General features: G+C 68.3%; 16 protein-coding genes. 13 read left to right on the forward strand and 3 right to left on the reverse strand.

Annotated features, from left to right (window positions below; genetic code table 11):
- The first annotated feature begins 121 nt into the window (after positions 1–121).
- The 8 genes from A3ES_RS0130715 (at position 122) to A3ES_RS0130755 (ending at position 8,443) form a co-directional block, all read left to right on the forward strand.
- Positions 122–493, forward strand: a complete 372-nt coding sequence (locus A3ES_RS0130715; RefSeq protein ID WP_040455959.1) for a hypothetical protein — start codon at positions 122–124, stop codon at positions 491–493.
- Between the two features lie 109 nt (positions 494–602).
- Complete coding sequence (locus tag A3ES_RS51710) at positions 603–3,617, forward strand: polysaccharide deacetylase family protein (RefSeq protein ID WP_020390683.1); 3,015 nt, start codon at positions 603–605, stop codon at positions 3,615–3,617.
- Between the two features lie 132 nt (positions 3,618–3,749).
- On the forward strand, positions 3,750–4,064 hold the full coding sequence (gene mihF, locus A3ES_RS0130725; protein ID WP_026163363.1) for an integration host factor, actinobacterial type: 315 nt from the start codon (positions 3,750–3,752) through the stop codon (positions 4,062–4,064).
- Complete coding sequence (gene gmk / locus A3ES_RS0130730; protein WP_020390685.1) at positions 4,061–4,738, forward strand: guanylate kinase; 678 nt, start codon at positions 4,061–4,063, stop codon at positions 4,736–4,738. Before mihF ends, gmk begins: the two co-directional genes overlap by 4 nt.
- A 3-nt stretch (positions 4,739–4,741) precedes the next feature.
- Complete coding sequence (gene rpoZ, locus A3ES_RS0130735) at positions 4,742–5,047, forward strand: DNA-directed RNA polymerase subunit omega (RefSeq protein ID WP_020390686.1); 306 nt, start codon at positions 4,742–4,744, stop codon at positions 5,045–5,047.
- Between the two features lie 12 nt (positions 5,048–5,059).
- Complete coding sequence (gene coaBC / locus A3ES_RS0130740) at positions 5,060–6,304, forward strand: bifunctional phosphopantothenoylcysteine decarboxylase/phosphopantothenate--cysteine ligase CoaBC (protein ID WP_020390687.1); 1,245 nt, start codon at positions 5,060–5,062, stop codon at positions 6,302–6,304.
- A gap of 340 nt (positions 6,305–6,644) precedes the next feature.
- The gene (locus A3ES_RS0130750; protein WP_169501816.1) at positions 6,645–7,265 is read left to right on the forward strand and encodes a hypothetical protein; all 621 of its coding nucleotides are present in this window, start codon (positions 6,645–6,647) and stop codon (positions 7,263–7,265) included.
- Between the two features lie 26 nt (positions 7,266–7,291).
- A complete protein-coding gene (locus A3ES_RS0130755; protein ID WP_020390690.1) occupies positions 7,292–8,443 on the forward strand; it encodes a winged helix DNA-binding domain-containing protein in 1,152 nt (383 codons plus the stop codon).
- Here A3ES_RS0130755 and A3ES_RS0130760 read toward each other — a convergent pair.
- Positions 8,440–8,994 (reverse strand): carboxymuconolactone decarboxylase family protein, encoded by a 555-nt coding sequence (locus tag A3ES_RS0130760; protein WP_040455948.1) that lies wholly within the window; start codon positions 8,992–8,994, stop codon positions 8,440–8,442. The two genes, A3ES_RS0130755 and A3ES_RS0130760, sit on opposite strands and share 4 nt — an antisense overlap.
- 82 nt (positions 8,995–9,076) lie before the next feature.
- On the opposite strand from A3ES_RS0130760, the gene A3ES_RS0130765 reads away from it, so the two are divergent.
- The 3 genes from A3ES_RS0130765 (at position 9,077) to A3ES_RS0130775 (ending at position 12,925) form a co-directional block, all read left to right on the forward strand.
- Positions 9,077–9,406: a winged helix-turn-helix transcriptional regulator gene (locus A3ES_RS0130765; RefSeq protein WP_020390692.1), complete on the forward strand. Its 330-nt coding sequence runs from the start codon at positions 9,077–9,079 to the stop codon at positions 9,404–9,406.
- 213 nt (positions 9,407–9,619) lie between these two features.
- Positions 9,620–10,813: a methionine adenosyltransferase gene (metK, locus tag A3ES_RS0130770; RefSeq protein ID WP_020390693.1), complete on the forward strand. Its 1,194-nt coding sequence runs from the start codon at positions 9,620–9,622 to the stop codon at positions 10,811–10,813.
- A gap of 72 nt (positions 10,814–10,885) precedes the next feature.
- On the forward strand, positions 10,886–12,925 hold the full coding sequence (locus A3ES_RS0130775; protein ID WP_020390694.1) for a primosomal protein N': 2,040 nt from the start codon (positions 10,886–10,888) through the stop codon (positions 12,923–12,925).
- On the opposite strand, the gene A3ES_RS0130780 is transcribed toward A3ES_RS0130775, so the two are convergent.
- On the reverse strand, positions 12,922–13,908 hold the full coding sequence (locus A3ES_RS0130780; protein ID WP_020390695.1) for an ArsR/SmtB family transcription factor: 987 nt from the start codon (positions 13,906–13,908) through the stop codon (positions 12,922–12,924). The genes A3ES_RS0130775 and A3ES_RS0130780 overlap by 4 nt on opposite strands.
- A gap of 81 nt (positions 13,909–13,989) precedes the next feature.
- Here A3ES_RS0130780 and A3ES_RS0130785 point away from each other — a divergent pair, with 81 nt between their 5' ends.
- Together A3ES_RS0130785 and A3ES_RS0130790 are read left to right on the forward strand one after the other, a co-directional pair.
- The gene (locus A3ES_RS0130785) at positions 13,990–15,198 is read left to right on the forward strand and encodes an MDR family MFS transporter (RefSeq protein WP_026163364.1); all 1,209 of its coding nucleotides are present in this window, start codon (positions 13,990–13,992) and stop codon (positions 15,196–15,198) included.
- 42 nt (positions 15,199–15,240) lie between these two features.
- The gene (locus tag A3ES_RS0130790) at positions 15,241–15,858 is read left to right on the forward strand and encodes an HAD family hydrolase (RefSeq protein ID WP_020390697.1); all 618 of its coding nucleotides are present in this window, start codon (positions 15,241–15,243) and stop codon (positions 15,856–15,858) included.
- Here the strand turns inward: A3ES_RS0130790 and A3ES_RS0130795 are convergent, their stop codons facing one another.
- Positions 15,859–17,034, reverse strand: coding sequence for a hypothetical protein (locus A3ES_RS0130795; RefSeq protein ID WP_020390698.1), 1,176 nt, complete (start codon positions 17,032–17,034; stop codon positions 15,859–15,861).
- Position 17,035 lies beyond the last annotated feature (1 nt).

Below are 17,035 nucleotides of genomic sequence, written 5' to 3' on the forward strand. Positions count from 1 at the left end.
TGTCACTCAACTCAGCTCCGCCGGCAGGCGAGCGGACAAAACGGGGCGAATGAACGGGGATGGTGTGGGGGGCGGTAGCCTGATCCGCTCCAACCGCAAGCCCTCGGAGGATGAGTACCAGATGCGCCGCACCGCTCTGACCGCGACGATCGTGATCGCGGCCGCCGGACTGACCGCCTGCACCGAAGAGCAGGCGTACTGCGTCGATCTGGCCGGCTACGCCGCCGCGGCGACCAACGTCGATCCGCAGAACCCGGCCGACTACGTGAAGATCCTCGAGGACGCGAAGAAGCTGCAGGACACCGCGCCGGCCGACGTCAAGGATGACTGGAAGGTCATCGTCGCGTTCGCCGAAAAGGCCCAGAAGGCCGGGACGAACGAGGTGGAGCTGGCCCGGCTGACCAAGCAGCTCGGCGGCGTCACCACGGCGTACAAGGCGATCGCCACCCAGGCCAAGGACTCCTGCAAGGTGGACATCCCCAAGCTGAGCTGAGCCCATATCCGAAACGGTCTTCCGGTGCTAGCCTCATCTGCGGGGGGACAGTTGCGCTTCAGCCGAGCTGTCCTGGGTTGGATCCGCAGCAGATGCCAGGGGGGCCTCGGTGTCAGTATCAGGTCTGTTCAAATCGCGCGCCGTCCGGATCGGTGCCGCCTTGGCGGTTGTCGTCTCGTTCGGCCAGTTCACGGTGACGACGCAGGCGCAGGCCGCGGGGGAGACTGTTGTTTCCCTGACGTTCAACGACGGGTTGATGTCGCAGTACCTCCATGCGCGGCCGGTACTGCTCGCCCACAACGTGCCGGGCACCTTCTACCTGTCGAGCAAGGTCGTCGAGGTGAACGCGCCCGGCTACATGGCCACCTGGCACGCCGACGCGGTCTATCGCGACGGCAATGAGATCGGTGGCCTGGGCAAGGACCACGTCGACCTCACCGACCCGGCGACAGACCAGGCGTACAAGCAGGACCAGGTCTGTGGCGACAAGCAACGACTCGGCACCTTGGGCTACGACCCGCAGAGCTTCAGCTATCCGTTCGCCGCGGTGAACGCGAATGCCGAGAGCATCGTGCAGGGCTGCGGCTACCTGTCCGGCCGGACTGTCGGCGGCCTGTCCGCGACCACCGGCCCGTACGCCGAGCAGATGCCGCCGGCCAATGCCTTCCGGCTCAGTACTGCGAACCTGCCGGGCGGGCCGATCCAGCTCACCGACCTGCAGACCGCGGTAAATGTTGCCTCTAGCAACGGTGGCGGCTGGGTACCGATCGCCTTCAACCACGTCTGCCAGTCGAGCGCCTCGGACTACGCCAGTTGCATGACCACCTACCAGGCCCTCGACGCCTCCGTACTGTCAGCCTTCCTCGACTGGCTGCAGAGCGGCGACGCCCCGGCCGGTACGTCGATCCAGCGCGTCCGCGACGTGATGGGTGCCGGTCCGCAGCCGCCGCTGCCGCCCCGGCCGACGACGGTCTCGCTGACCTTCGACGACGGTCTGGCCAGTCAGTACGGGCTGCGCTCGATCTTCTCGTCGCGCAACCTGCACGGAACCTTCTACATCAACAGCGGGCCGGTGGACGCGGCCGAGATCGGCACGATGACCTGGGCGCAGATCCACAACCTGCGCGCCGACGGCAACGACATCGGCGGCCACACCCAGGACCACGTCAACCTGACCGCGGCGGACACGAGCTTCGACTACCGCTGGCAGCAGGCCTGCAACGACCGGGCCCGGCTGCAGCAGCAGGGATTCTCACCGCTCAGCTTCGCCTACCCGTTCGCGGCCTTCAACGCGCAGGCGATCAGCATCATCAAGGGCTGTGGCTACCAGTCCGGACGCACCGGCGGCAGCCTTCTGGTGGGTGGCCCGCTCTACAGCGAGGCGGTCCCGCCACCGGAGCCCTGGAGCTTTAAGGCGCTCGGTACGACGTACGACGGCGCGATCACGCTGCAGTCGCTGCAGGACGCTGTCAACGGTCCCGCAGAGCGCGCCGGCGGCTGGGTGCCGATGCTCTTCCATGAGATCTGCTACCAGGGCGCCGCGAACTTCGACGCCTGTATGGCCGGCTACCGTCCCGTCTCCGACACGACGCTCGCCCAGTTCATGGACTGGGTGACGGCCAACGCGAGTCGCGGCATCTCGATCAAGACCGTTGCCGAGGTGATGAGCGGCGGGCAGACCGTCCCGAACCCGGTCATCACCGCGCCGACCGCCCCGATGGTCCCGCCCAACCCGACGGTCGCCGGTACTGGACTGTCGACGGGTGGCGACGTCACGGTCGACGTCTACACCGGCTCGTACAGCACCGGTACGCCGCTGCTGTCGGCCACCGCCACCAACAACAGCGGCGCCTGGACCACCACGTTCCCCGGCCCGCTGGCGAACGGCACCTACACCGTCCAGGTCAAGCAGACCGGCAACGGCCTGACCGGCATCAGTGCGCCACGGACGTTCGTGGTCTCCGACACGATCGACCTGACACCGCCGGCGGTCGTGATCGCAGCGCCGGTGAACAACTCTCGCGTGAACGACACGACGCCGACGATCAGCGGCACCGGTGGGACCGCGACCGGTGATGTCGCCACGGCGACTGTGCGCGTCTACAACGGCGCCACTGCGACCGGTACACCGCGCCAGACGGTGGCTGTGCCGGTCACGGCCGGCGCCTGGGCGATGACCTCTGCAGCCCTTCCGCAGGGCACCTACACGGCACAGGCCACCCAGACCGATGCGGCCGGCAACGTCGGTACCAGTACGTCGACGTTCACAGTCGACACCGCCAAGCCGATCGTCCGGATCACCAGTCCGGTCAACAACACGGCGATAACCTCGACGGCGCCGTTCACGGTGTCCGGCACGACCGGCACGCTGGCCGGTGACACTACTGCGGTCACCTTGAAGGTCCACGCGGGCAGCGGCACCTCTGGAGCAGTGGTGGCTACCTTGCCCAGTACTGCGGTCGCAGGCGCCTGGTCAGCCAGCGTCTCGGGCCTCCCTGCCGGGACCTACACGCTGAGTGCTTCCAGCACGGACACGGCTGGGAACATCGGCGTCAGCAATAACGTCGTCTTCGTACTGCGCAGTGCCATGACGGTCACGTCGTTGTCGCCGAACGCCCATGCCCAGGGCCTGACCGGCCGGACCGTCGCGATCAACGGCACCGGCTTCACGGCCGCGTCGGTTCCGTCCTTCACCGGGGCGGGGGTGACAATGACGTCCTTCACCTTCGTCAGCGCCACCCGGATCAACGCGGTGATCAACACCTCGGCCTCGGCGGCCATCGGCCGGAGCAACATCGTGGTCAGCCGGGCCGGTACCTTCGACGCGGTCTGCACCAACTGCCTGATCGTGAACGCGCCGCCGATCGTGACCGGCGCCTCGCCGAGCACGGTGGCCAGGGGACTGCTCAAGTCGTTCGCGATCACCGGCAGCGGGTTCACCTCGGCCAGCCAGGTGAGCTTCTCCGGAGGGTCCGGGATCAACATCCTGATGATCAGCCGGTCGCCGAACCTGATCAACATCACCACCTCCTCGATCTCCGGCGCGGCGGGTGTCCGCAACATCACGGTGACCAACCCTGACGGCGGCGTGTCGACCTGTGTCGGCTGCCTCACCATCACCTAGCGCCACGGCCCCGGCCGGATCGGCGACGACGGTAGTTCGGCACCGTCGTCGCCGCCTGGTGTGTTGTTTGCTGTCAGAGGGAGTGTTTGGCTAGGTTCACCTGCGAAGACACACAACGGGACAGGTGAGACGGTGCCACTTCCTTCTTTGACCCCGGAGCAACGCGCGGCTGCTCTGGACAAGGCCGCTGCCGCACGGCGTGAGCGTGCGGAGATCAAGAACCGGATCAGGCACTCGGGGGCGTCTCCTACGGAGGTGCTGCACGAGGGACAGACCAACGACGTGATCGGCAAGATGCGGGTCAGCGCGCTGCTGCAGTGCGTCCCGGGCGTCGGCAAGGTCCGGGCCCAGCAGATCATGGAGCGAGCCGGTATCTCCGAAACCCGCCGGGTACGGGGTCTGGGCACCAACCAGATCGCGGCCCTGATGCGCGAGTTCGCCGAGTGACGCCGATGGTGACGTCGCGGCCGACCGATCCGATGTCGAGTGAGCTGGAGACAGGCGTGGTCACGGGGAGCGGTTCGGCCGAGGGCAGCCAGGGCGGTGCCGGCGGAGCCCGGCTGACCGTGCTGGCCGGTCCGACGGCGGTCGGCAAGGGCACGGTCGCAGCCGATATCCGGGAGCGCTTCCCGGAGATCTGGATCTCGGTCTCGGCCACGACCCGCAAGGCCCGGCCGGGCGAGGAGCACGGCGTGCACTATCTGTTCGTCTCCGACGAGGAGTTCGACCGGATGATCGCCGACGACGAGCTGCTCGAATGGGCCGTGGTGCACAAGGCGGCCCGCTACGGGACGCCCCGGCAGCCGGTGCTGGACAAGCTGGCCGAGGGCCGGCCCGCGCTGCTGGAGATCGATCTGCAGGGTGCCCGGCAGGTCCGCGAGACGATGCCGGAGGCGCATTTCGTCTTCCTGGCACCCCCGAGCTGGGACGAACTGGTCCGCCGGCTGGTCGGCCGGGGCACCGAAACCCCCGAGGAGCGGGAGCGCCGGCTGGAGACCGCGACCCTCGAACTGGCCTCCGAGAAGGAGTTCGACGTGACGATCGTGAACGCGTCGGTTCGGGAAGCGGCCGATCAGTTGGTAAAGTTGATTCGATCACCCAATATCTCTGGAAAGAGCTGACACTTGTCTGGCAACCAGCCCGTCGCCATCGGCATCACCTCGCCGCCGATCGACGACCTGCTCACCCACACCGATTCGAAGTACAAGCTGGTCTTGTACTCGGCCAAGCGGGCGCGGCAGATCAACGCCTACTACTCCCAGCTCGGCGAAGGCCTGCTGGAGTACGTCGGACCGCTGGTCGAGACGCACGTCCAGGAAAAGCCCCTGTCGATCGCCATGCGCGAGATCAACGAGGGTGTACTGACCTGCACGGACATCGACCCTGAGGCCGAGGCGGAAGCAGCTGCTGCCGCGGCGGAGAAGTCCTAGTCCCATCCGTCGATGACAGCGACAGGTGGTCGGCCGTCGGTTGTTCTCGGCGTCGGTGGCGGGATCGCGGCGTACAAGGTCTGTGATCTGCTCCGCCGGCTGACCGAGTCCGGGCACAGTGTCCGGGTGGTGCCGACCTCGGCCGCCCTGGAGTTCGTCGGCGCCGCCACCTGGGCGGCGCTGTCGGGTCAGCCGGTCACGGCCGACCCGTTCGACGACGTCCACGAGGTTCCGCACGTCCGGATCGGCAAGGCCGCCGAGCTGGTCGTCGTCGCGCCCGCGACCGCGAATCTGATCGCCAAGGCCGCCCACGGGCTGGCCGACGACCTGCTCACCAACACGCTGCTGACGGCCCGCTGCCCGATCCTGTTCGCGGCCGCGATGCACACCGAGATGTGGGAGCACCCGGCCACCCAGGCCAACGTGGCCACCCTGCGCTCGCGCGGTATCACCGTGCTGGAGCCCGCCGTGGGCCGGTTGACCGGCACGGACACAGGCCGTGGCCGGCTGCCCGAGCCGTCGGAGATCTTCGCGATCAGCCAGTTGATGCTGGCCGACGAGGCTGCGCGCGCCGCCGGCCATTCGGTCGCCGATCTGACCGGCAAGCACGTCCTGATCAGCGCGGGTGGCACCCGCGAGCACCTCGATCCGGTGCGGTACCTGGGCAACTCCTCCTCCGGCAAGCAGGGCTACGCGCTGGCCCGGATCGCGGCCGCCCGCGGCGCCAAGGTCACCCTGGTCGCCGCCAACTCCGAGCTCGCTGACCCGGCCGGCGTCCAGGTCGTCCCGGTCACCAGCACCCGCGACCTGTACGACGAGATCACCGGCCGCGCCTCCGATGCCGACGCCATCGTGATGGCCGCCGCTCCGGCCGACTTCCGCCCGGCCGATGTCGCCGAGCACAAGATCAAGAAGACCGGCGACGGCTCGGTACCGGCCGTGAACCTGGTGGAGAACCCGGACATCCTCGCCACCATCTCGCACGACCGCCAGCGCACCGACCAAGTGATCGTCGGCTTCGCCGCCGAAACTGGCGACGCCCAGCACAGCGTGCTGGAGCTCGGCCGCGCCAAGCTCGAGCGCAAGGGCTGCGACCTCCTGGTGGTCAATGACGTCTCCGGCGGCAAAGTCTTCGGCAGCGACGAAAACGAAGCCGTCATCCTCGACCGAGACGGCGCCGCCCTCCCCGTCCCCTCCGGCAGCAAAGACGCCCTGGCCGGCGTCATCTGGAACCTCGTAGCCACCCACTGGCGCTGACTCACGCCCTCACCCGGCCCACAAGCCACACCTCCACCACCATCCCGCCCTGGTCGGTGAGGCTTCCCGCGCTGACGCTGCGGACCGCCACGCATACCTAGCCTCGTTGGCAATCGATTCCTGTCGGCGTGTCGACTCGCCTGGAGTGACTTAGGTATGCGTGGACGTCCGGTCCGAGCGGACGGAGGCCCTCGCGAGGCGTTCGTCTGGACCCTCGCCCCAGGCGACCATGGGCCTTCGAGCTCCACTTTGTGCATCGGCCAGGCGGCTACTCGCGGGTAGAACGCCTGGCCGGTGCATAAAGTGGTCGGTCGGTTGCCGTGGAGGCGAGGGGGAGATGGTGAGTCAAACGCATCAGGTCGATGTCAGCGGTGAGGTCGTCACCAAGACGTACGTCGGCTGGAGCCGGGACGAGCATCTGCGCGAGTGGACGGCCCTGCGGGTGATCTCCGCCGCGAGGCCCGACTTGGTTCCGGTCCCGATCAGGCTCGCGCGACCGGCACCGCTAACACCGCAACCTTCAATCACCATGGGCCGACTCCAGGGCACCCCGATGACCGGCCTCTTGACCGCAGGCCAGCTCGAAGGCCTCCATACGGCCCTTGCCGAGCTTTGGTCCATCCCTCCGATGGGCCTGGTACCAATCGAGCACGCCGCCTTCGTCGAGCGGATCCGGCAAGCGATCTCATCGTGGAACGGATCGGGAATCATCGCCCAGGCTCACCTAGCAGCCGCCGAGTGGCTGGCTGGCCCGACAGCAGATGAGCTGGAGAGGCCGCTGAACGCCGGCTTCCCGGTGGACCCCGAGCGGCTCCGGACCGCACGTTGTCTCTGGGCGATGTTCTGGCTGACCCTGATCCGTCCCGGTGGTGTTGCGGCGCATCGCAATCCGGCTGGTAGCGCTGAGTTGCAGGCCGAGCGTGTTCTCGGCCTACTCGAGACCCCAGCGGACAGAATCTGACCGCTTCTCCTTCTAGGGTCTTTCCTATGGGCGTTCTGGAGTTGAGCTGGGAGTCGGTTGTCGCGCGGCGGATGGCGCGGCATCACCTGAGCGTGCCCTCGGCGGGTGGCGCGGCGGACGTAGTACGGGCGATGGCTGGGGCGCATGCGCAGGTGTTGTCGGCGGGGGAGATCTCTGTGGCGCTCCGGCTGGAGGGGGCAACGCGGGAGGATGTTCAGCGGGCTCTGTGGGTTGACCGGAGTCTGGTGAAGACGTTCGGGCCGCGGGGGACCGTCCATCTGCTGCCGACCGATGAGCTGGCCAGTTGGGTGAGTGGGCTGTCTGCGCTGCCTCGCCCGCGTTCCTCGGTGTCGCAGGAGATGCGGATGACTCCGGAGCAGATCGACCAGGTGATCGCCGCGATCGGCGAGGCGCTGGCCGATGACGACCTCACCGTCGACGAGCTCGGCGACGAGGTGGTCGGGCGTACCGGTTCGTGGGCGGGGGATCTGGTGATGCCGGCCTTCCAGACCTACTGGCCCCGGTGGCGGCAGACGATCTCGGACGCGGCGAACGCCGGCGTGCTCTGCTACGGCCCGAACCGTGGCCGCAACACCACCTACACCAACCCGCATCGATTCGCGCCGTTCAAGCCTGAGAGCACCGAGAGAGCGCTCACTGCGATCGTGCGCCGATTCCTGTGGTCCTACGGCCCGGCGACCCCGCAGCACTTCGCGAGATGGCTGAGCATCTCGCCGGCCTCCGCCACCAAGCTGTTCTCCTCACTGGCCGGCGAACTCGAAGAAGTCGTCCTCAACGGCCAGTCCGCCTTCCTGGTCCGTGGCGACACCGACTTCACCGCCGAGCCGGCCCGCGGCATCCGCCTGCTCCCGTACTTCGATGCGTACGGCGTCGGCAGTCATCCACGCGAACTACTCTTCCCCGGCAAGGCCTGGGATCGCGCTCTCGCGAGAGGACAGGCCGGCAACTATCCGCTCCTGCTCATCGACGGCATCGTCGGCGGCGTGTGGCACCAGCGCCGAAGCGGCAGCAAGCTCCACCTCACCGTCGAGCCGCTCCGCACCCTCAAGGCTGCTCAGTGCCGCCAGCTCGACGCCGAGGCCGGCCGTCTCGGCGCGATCGTCGGCGCGACCCCGGTCCTGACGATCGGAGAAGTGACGGTAGGCGCCCACGCCTAGGCCGCCGGGAATCGACGGGCCCAAGGCTCCAGAGGGAGCTCGGTGGCGTTGATGAGCGTCGACAGCGTGCGGTACCAGCCGTTCAGCAGGACGAGTTCGATCAGCTGAGCATCGTCGTACCGGTCCTGGAGAGCGCTCCACGATGACCCTGAGACGGTCGCGGTGTCGTGGAGCTCGTCGACCACTGTCACCAGCAACCGGTCGGCGGCGGTGAAGACGTCCGCCTCCGCGACGGCGAGCGCGTCCAGCGTCGCCTCATCGAGGCCGACCTGCGGCCCGAAGAAGACCGCATGCACACCCCACTCGTACTCCGCGCCGGCGCGGGCCGTGGTCCGGCAGATCACGATCTCCCGATCCCGGGCCGGCAACGACCCCTTGACCAGCAGCCCGGACGCCATCGGGTGCGCACGGCTCGCCAGCTCCGGATTGAGCGCCAGCACCCGGAACAGCGCCAGCGGCTCGAGACCAGTGCCGGCTGGCATCAACTTGCCGAGCAACCGCTCGACGTCGTCCGAGTACGGCGGTTCCACGGGATGCAGCCTCGATGTCATGACAATCCTCCAGCCCAGATGCTACGGTTTTGATAGCAAGTGTCCTGCTACTTAATCCGTAGCACAAGGGAGAAGGTGGATCATGCCGGAGGTGCCGTTGCCGGGTCGCCCGGTCCGGGGGTCGACGACCGGGCGGCCGATCATGGCCGCCTTCGACCTGCTCGGCCGGCGCTGGACCCTGCGGATCCTGTGGGAGCTGCGGGAGGGACCGATCGGGTTCCGGGCGTTGCAGCAGCAGTGCGACGACATCTCGCCGACCGTGCTGAACACCCGGCTGGGAGAGCTGCGCGCCGCCGGTCTGGTGACTCAGGATGACGCCAAGGCGCATCAGTTGACGCCGCTCGGCCGCGAGTTGCACGCCGCGCTGAAGCCGCTGCAGAAGTGGGCGGATGGTTGGGTTAGGGAAGGCTAGCCTTCCTTGGTGTGTCGAGAATTACCTCGGCCGATTCACGCCTGAGTGTCCAGGATGTGATGGGACATCTCATCAATTGGGCGAATCGGCCCGTCTTCCGGGCCGCTGAGCGGATCTGCTGGCATACTTCCCATCAACATCGCGTGAGGCGATGCGCGGACGGGGGACGACCTTCCCTGTCGGGTGGCAGACGAGGAATTCCAGGGAGAATCCGTGGCACGGCGCCTTTTCACGTCCGAGTCGGTGACCGAGGGTCATCCGGACAAGATCGCTGACCAGATCAGCGACTCGATCCTCGACGCACTGCTGGCCGAGGACCCGAAGAGCCGCGTCGCGGTGGAGACCCTGGTGACCACCGGGCTCGTTGTGGTGGCCGGCGAGGTCACCACGACGGCGTACGTGGACATCCCGGGGATCGTCCGGGACCGGATTCTCGAGATCGGTTACGACTCGTCGCTGAAGGGTTTCGACGGCGCCTCCTGTGGCGTCACGGTCGCGATCGGCAGCCAGTCACCCGACATCGCGCAGGGCGTCGACACGGCGTACGAGACCCGCTCGGACGCTTCGCACGACGAGCTCGACCTGCAGGGTGCCGGCGACCAGGGGCTGATGTTCGGCTACGCGTCGAACGAGACGCCCGAGCTGATGCCGCTCCCGATCACCATCGCGCACCGGTTGTCCGCGCGGCTGTCGGAGGTCCGCAAGGACGGCACGATGGCCTACCTGCGCCCGGACGGCAAGACCCAGGTCACGGTCGAGTACGACGGTGACAAGGCGGTCCGGATCCACACCGTCGTGGTGTCGAGCCAGCACGCCGCCGACATCAGCCTCGACTCGATGCTGACGCCGGACGTGAAGAAGCACGTCGTCGATCCGGTGCTGGAGCAGTTCGACATCGACTCGACCGACTACCGGCTGCTGGTGAACCCGACCGGCCGGTTCGAGATCGGCGGCCCGATGGGCGACGCCGGCCTGACCGGCCGCAAGATCATCATCGACACGTACGGCGGGATGGCGCGCCACGGTGGCGGCGCCTTCTCCGGCAAGGACCCGTCGAAGGTCGACCGCTCGGCGGCGTATGCGATGCGCTGGGTGGCCAAGAACATCGTCGCCGCCGGCCTGGCCGCGCGGGCCGAGTGCCAGGTCGCCTACGCGATCGGCAAGGCGGCGCCGGTCGGCTTCTACGTCGACACCTTCGGCACCGAGACCGTGCCGGTGGACAAGATCAGCGACGCGGTGCTCGAGGTGTTCGATCTGCGCCCGGCCGCGATCATCCGCGATCTCGACCTGCTCCGGCCGATCTACGCCCAGACCGCGCGCAACGGCCACTTCGGCCGCACCGGCGCGGACTTCACCTGGGAGCGCACCGACCGCGTCGAGGAGCTCAAGGCCGCCGTCAACAAGTAGTTCTCCACAAACCGCCCGCGACCTGTGGATGGCCGCGGGCGGTTTCTCGTTCCACCGGACTAGAGTTCCGGGGTGGCACAGAACGGGGACTCACCTGAGCAGTTGACGCTGCTTCGCGAGACCGTTCGGCGTTCCCGGACCAAGGAGCCGGCCGGGATCACGTCGTCGTTGCCGGTTGCCCGGGTCGCGGTCGACGTTTCGTTGCCGCATCTGGACCGGCCCTTCGACTATCTGGTGCCCGACGACCTCGCCGACGCGGCCCAGCCGGGTGCGCGGATCAAGGTGCGGTTCGCCGGCAAGGACCTGGACGGTTACGTCCTGGAGCGGCTGGAGTCCTCCGAGCACGAGGGCAAGCTCGCCCGGATCCGCAAGGTCGTCTCGCCCGAGCGAGTGCTTACGCCGGAGGTCGCCGACCTCTGCCGCGCCGTCGCCGACCGGTACGCCGGAGTTCTCACCGACGTGACCCGCCTGGCCGTGCCACCCCGTCACGCGAAGGTCGAGGCCGAGGACCTCAAGTGCTCCCAACCCGTCCGCCCGGTGACGTCCACCTCGCGCTCGGAGTGGGCGCCGTACCCGAGGGCTGGTGGCTTCCTCGACGCGTTGACCCGTTCCGAGGCGCCGCGCGCGATCTGGACCGCAGTACCGGGGGCTGATTGGGCGCTCGCCTTCGCCCAGGCGGCGGCTGTCTGCGCGTCATCAGGTCGCGGCGCTTTGCTGCTGGCTCCGGATGCGCGCGACCTCGAGCGACTGGCCGCGGCCTGTACTGCGGTGCTCGGACCGGACGGGTTCGTCACGCTCTCCGCCGATCTCGGTCCGACCGCGCGGTACAGGGCGTTCCTTGCCGCCCTGCGCGGCTGCGCGCGAGTAGTCATCGGGACCCGGGCAGCGGCCTTCGCTCCGGTGGCCGACCTCGGTCTGGTGGCTTTGTGGGACGACGGCGATGACTCGTACGCCGAACCGCGCGCGCCCTATCCGCATGCCCGCGAGGTGTTGCTGCTGCGCGCCCATCGGCAGAAGTGCGCCGCTCTCCTGGGCGGGTTCGCGCGCTCCGCGGAGACTGCCGCGCTGATCGAGTCCGGCTGGGCCGTCGAGTTGATCGCGGACCGCACGGTGATCCGGGCGGCCGCGCCGTCCGTGCACATCACGGGGGAGTCCGACACCGATCTCGCGCGGGATCCGGCGGCCCGGGCGGCGCGGCTGCCCCACCGGGCCTTCGAGATCGCGCGCCAGGGGCTGAAGACGGGACCGGTACTGGTCCAGGTTCCGCGGGCCGGGTATCTGCCGAGCCTTGTCTGCCAAACCTGCCGGGAACCTTCGCGTTGCTCGACTTGTGGCGGATCGCTCCGGCGTACGGGTGGATCGGGACCGCCAAGCTGCAGCGTGTGCGGGCGGCCGGCGGCGGATCACCGCTGCCCGGAGTGCGGCGACACGCGCATGCGCGCCGCGGTCGTCGGAGCCCGCCGTACCGCGGAGGAGCTGGGCCGCGCCTTCCCGGGGGTGCTCGTCCGTAGTTCGGGCGGCGACAACATGCTGGACTCCGTCTCGGACCAGCCGGCCTTGATCGTGACGACGCCGGGCGCGGAGCCGGTCGCAGCCGGTGGCTACAGCGCGGCATTGTTGCTCGACACCTGGTTGTTGCTGGCGCGACCAGATCTGCGAGCGCCCGAGGAGGCGGTGCGGCGATGGTTCAACGCGGCCGCTCTGGTCCGGTCTGCTCGTGATGGGGGCGCGGTGATCATGGTGGGGGAGCCGTCAGCCACACCGTTGCAGGTGGTGGTCAGGTGGAGCCCTGAGGGGTTCGCGGCACGAGAGCTGGAGGAGCGCCGTACTGCGCGGCTGGCGCCGGCCGCGAAGCTGGCCGAACTGACTGGACCGACCGACGCGGTGTCGGATCTCGTCACACGAGTGCGGCAGTTGATGGATCCCCAAGCAGGGTTGGACGTTCTCGGTCCGGTGGCGATCGACGATGAGACTTCCCGGGCTGTCCTGCGGACTCCACGGGCGGCTGGGTTGAGCCTTGCCCGGGCGCTCAAGGAGGGGCAGGCGGCTCGGAGTACGAAGAAGCTTTTGGGATCTGTGCGGGTGCAGGTGGACCCGGCGTCCTTCGGCTAGGCAGAGGCGGCCGGTCGTGAAGCGGCGAGCAACTGGTTGCCGAGGGAGGTGCGTGAGTAGAGCACCGCGCGGCCGTCCCGGCGGGAGCCGACGATGCCGGCGGCGCGGAGGATGCTCAGATGCACGCTCAAGGTCGGTGCCGAGACGCTGAGCTGGTGGGCCAGGTGGGTGGTCGACATCGGCAGGTCGAGGTGGCTGACGATCGCGGCTCGCGTCCTGCCGACCAGCTCGGCCAGCGGTGACTCGCTGACGTCCTCCTGGTTCTGCCAGAGCCGGCCGAGTCCGCGCGGCGGGTACGTGATCGTCGGGACGTGCGGTGCCCCGGTCACCGGAAGTGCGGCCGGCCAGGTGAAGACGCACGGCACTAGGAGCAGGCCCTGGCCGGGCAGCGGTTCGCCGTAGTAGGTGTACGGGCGTTCGATCTCGATGCGGTCGCCACGGAAGCGGACGGACGGGTGGAGATTGCGGAAGACCCGCTCCACGCCGCCGCTGGCCAGTTCTTCCAGCCGGAACGCGAGGTCCTCCTGCAGCAGTGACCGCATCCGGCGCCAGTCGGGCTCGATGGCCAGGCGCCAGTAGGCGTCGAGTGCTGAGGTGATGCGGTCGAGCGCCTTGGCCGGCTTGGCGATCAGTTCCGGCAGCAACGGGTGCGGTGCCGGCTCGTGCAGTCGGGTCAGCTCGGTGACGACGAGGTCCAGGGGAGTGGCGGCGATCGCGGCGAGGCCCGACTCGAAGCTGGTCGAGCGGCGCGGCGGGGCTGGAGTGATGAAGTCGGGGATGTAGTTGATCGGCGGGATGAGGGCCTTCAGCAACGACAGGTCCTCGCTCTCCAGCAGTGGCCGGACCTTGCGCAGCCACGGTCCGTGCACGCTGCTCGACGTACTGTTGCTGAGCGCCCGGATACTCGTCACCGTCTCCCAGACCGGCGAGAACGCGAACCGGATCCGGCTCACGTCGTCGCTGCGCAGCCTGAGAGTGATCACGCTGACAACCCTAGGCCCGGCGAAGGATTAGTTCCAGGCCTAATGTTCGACAGCTCCGCCGGATGGCTCGACAGTTGAGGCATGAACGACGCTCCCCGCCTGCCAAGGGCTTTCTGGGCCTTGTGGGTCTGTCAGTTGGTCAACCGGCTCGGCAGTTTCGTCCAACCGTTCCTCGTCCTGTACCTGACCCAGGACCGCCACCTGTCGGCCGGTACTGCGGGTGCCGTGGCGGCTGCGGTCGGTGCCGGCTCGGTGGTCTCGCAGCTCGTCGGCGGCTGGTTGTCCGACCGGTTCGGCCGTCGCCGGACCATGCTGATCGGCTTCTTCGGTACTGCGGTCGCGCTGATCATGCTCGGATCGGCGCGCTCGATGGTGATGATCTGGGCCGCGGCGTTCATCGTCGGCCTGATGGGCGACCTGTTCCGGCCCGCGGTGTCGGCGACCGTCGCCGATCTGCTCCAGCCGAGAGAGCGCGTTCGCGCGTACGGGTTGCTGTTCTGGGCGATCAACCTCGGTTTCTCGATCTCCACGGTCAGCGCCGGCGTGCTCGCGAGCATCGGCTACAACTGGCTCTTCTGGATCAACGCCGGTACGTCGGTCGTCGCGGCCCTGGTGATCTGGCGGATGGTGCCCGAGACCCGGCCGGTGCTCGACGAAGGACCGCGGCGGGCGCTGTTGCCGGTCGCGTTGCGGGACACCACCTTCCTGCTGATGATCCTGCTGAATGTCGGCTACGCGACGATTTACTTCCAGGGCTACTCGACGTTGCCGCTGGCAATGGCCGCCGACGGATTGGCGAATTCGACCTACGGGCTGGTGATCGCGCTGAACGGGGTGGTGATCGTCCTGGTGCAGCCCTTGGTCAACCGGCGGCTGTCAGCGCTCGACCGGCCGAAACTGCTGGCCGGCTCGATGCTGATCGTCGGACTGGGCTTCGGGCTCGGTGCGATCGTGCACAGCTGGTGGGGATACGGGCTGTCTGTTGTGGTCTGGACGATCGGAGAGATCGGTTTCGCGGCCGTGATCGGCGCGGTCCTCGCCGACCTCGCGCCGGTCGACCTGCGCGGCGGCTACATGGGCCTGGCCGGCAGCATGTCGTTCGGCCTGGGCAGCGTGATCGGCCCCCTCCTCGGCACCAACACCCTCGAACACGCCGGCGGTACTACGGTTTGGATCGGCTGCGCAGTACTGGGCGCCGTCCTCTTCGTCGGCCAGCTAGCCCTGGCCCCGGCCCTACATGCCCGAGCCAACGCGAATCACTTCGTCCAGGATGCCGTCCCCAGCGCTTAGCCGACCTGCGGTGCTGACCAGGAGTTTCGTAGGGTTGCCGGTATGACCGAGCGCAGTGTTGATGACGTGGTGTTCGATATCGGTGGGGTGTTGCTGGACTGGAGCCCCGACTACCTGTACCGCGAGTTGATCCCGGACGCCGGGCAGCGCGAGCACTTCCTGACCAAGATCGCGACGCCCGAGTGGAACATGCAGCAGGACGCCGGCCGGACGTGGGTCGAAGCGGTCGCGGAGCTGAGCTCGCTGCACCCGGAGCACGCGGAGTGGATCGAGGCGTACGACACCGGCTGGCTCCAGATGGTCGGTGGGCTGATCGAGGGCACCGCCGAGCTCATCACCGAACTGCGCGACCAGGGCATCCCGACGTACGCGCTGACGAACTTCTCGGCGGAGAAGTGGGAGGTCGCGAAGGAGGCGTTCCCTATCCTGACCGGCTTCACCGGTGAGGTCGTGTCGGGCACCGAGCAGACTGTCAAGCCCGGCGAGAAGATCTACCGGATCCTGCTCGAGCGCTACAACCTCGATCCGGCCCGGAGCTTCTACACCGACGACAAGGACTACAACGTCATCGCCGCCCGCGCAGTGGGCATCGACGCCGAAACCTTCGTCAATGCCCCGACCCTCCGCACGCACCTCCGCTCCCGCGGTCTGCCGGTCTAGCTACGCGGTGGTCACCTGCAGGGCTTCGGTGTACTTCGAGCCGGCGCCCAGGTGGGCCACCTCGAAGATGAGGTTGCCGTCCTGGCAGGTGGGTGGGGTGATGGCGGCGTCCGGGGGAGTGGCGTAGATGCGCTGAGGGCGGGCGACGCCGGGTTGCCAGCGTTGGAGCTGGAAGCGCTCTACGCCTTCGGTGACGGTGCGCACCTCCCAGTGAATCCAGTTGCCGCAGGCAACGATGGTGTCGGTGACGATCGATCCGATCGATCGCGCCGCTCCACCGGTCGTCTCGCGGACATAGCCGGTGCTCTGGTACTGGTCCGGGTCCGAGGCGCCGACCTCTGACCAGACGGTTGCCCCGCGCAACGAGGCCCCGCTCCACTGGATGCAGTTCTTCGCTGCGGCGATGGGCTGTGCCACGCCGCCGGTCAGCGGCGCGGTGAGCAGCCGCTTGCAGCGGCGCGTCGTCTCCGGTGAGGTGATCTCGCTGAAGGTCACCGAGTCGGCCGAGACGACCGGATCGGCGACATACCCCGGTTCGGCCACGCAACTGACCGTGCGCGACTTCAGTGTCGCGAGCTCGGCGATCACCAGGCAGGACCTGCGCTTGGCGTCGGTGCTGCTGTAGGCGAAGGTCCCGCCGGCTGCGCCGATCTCGGGCTCGGAGATGCGGGGGAGCGCTTTCTGCGTGGCCAGGTCGACGCCCCTGCCGGTGGTCAGGTCGTAGCGGGACGCGCGGATCTGCGGGTTCGGTCCGCCGTCCCGGATGTCCTCGATCAGCGCCCACCGGTCGTCGATCACCACCGGCGACTGCGCGACGAACCCAGCCGGCGGCACGTGCTTGACGACGACCCGCTTGGTCGTCCGATCCGTCACAGTCGTCGTGCCCGCCTCATCGCTGCTGCGGGTGACCAGGTACTTCTCCTGCTGGGTCACGACGTGCTGACCGTCGACCGGTTGCTTCAGGATCTTGGTGAAGGTCGGTGGACCGGCCGGGGTCGGCGGGATGCTGGGGGTCGACGTGCTGTCCGGTGCCGCCGGGCTCTGGGTAGCACCCGGCGTACCAGTGGTCGGAGTGCCTGGGGGAGCGCTCTCCGGCTTGTCTGATGAGCATGCGCTCGCGAGCAGGCCCAGGCCCGCGACCAGGACAACCGGGGCTAGTAGCCGTGAACGACGCATT

Source organism: Kribbella catacumbae DSM 19601, assembly GCF_000372465.1.
Lineage (GTDB): Bacteria > Actinomycetota > Actinomycetes > Propionibacteriales > Kribbellaceae > Kribbella > Kribbella catacumbae.

What these genes read in the sequence shown, in the direction of transcription:
- A3ES_RS0130790 (WP_020390697.1), top strand. Translation starts at nt 15,241, where the DNA reads ATGACCGAGCGCAGTGTTGATGACGTGGTGTTCGATATCGGTGGGGTG.
- A3ES_RS0130715 (WP_040455959.1), top strand. Translation starts at nt 122, where the DNA reads ATGCGCCGCACCGCTCTGACCGCGACGATCGTGATCGCGGCCGCCGGA.
- coaBC (WP_020390687.1), top strand. Translation starts at nt 5,060, where the DNA reads ATGACAGCGACAGGTGGTCGGCCGTCGGTTGTTCTCGGCGTCGGTGGC.
- A3ES_RS0130795 (WP_020390698.1), bottom strand. Translation starts at nt 17,034, where the DNA reads ATGCGTCGTTCACGGCTACTAGCCCCGGTTGTCCTGGTCGCGGGCCTG.
- A3ES_RS0130785 (WP_026163364.1), top strand. Translation starts at nt 13,990, where the DNA reads ATGAACGACGCTCCCCGCCTGCCAAGGGCTTTCTGGGCCTTGTGGGTC.
- A3ES_RS0130765 (WP_020390692.1), top strand. Translation starts at nt 9,077, where the DNA reads ATGCCGGAGGTGCCGTTGCCGGGTCGCCCGGTCCGGGGGTCGACGACC.
- A3ES_RS0130760 (WP_040455948.1), bottom strand. Translation starts at nt 8,994, where the DNA reads ATGACATCGAGGCTGCATCCCGTGGAACCGCCGTACTCGGACGACGTC.
- A3ES_RS0130755 (WP_020390690.1), top strand. Translation starts at nt 7,292, where the DNA reads ATGGGCGTTCTGGAGTTGAGCTGGGAGTCGGTTGTCGCGCGGCGGATG.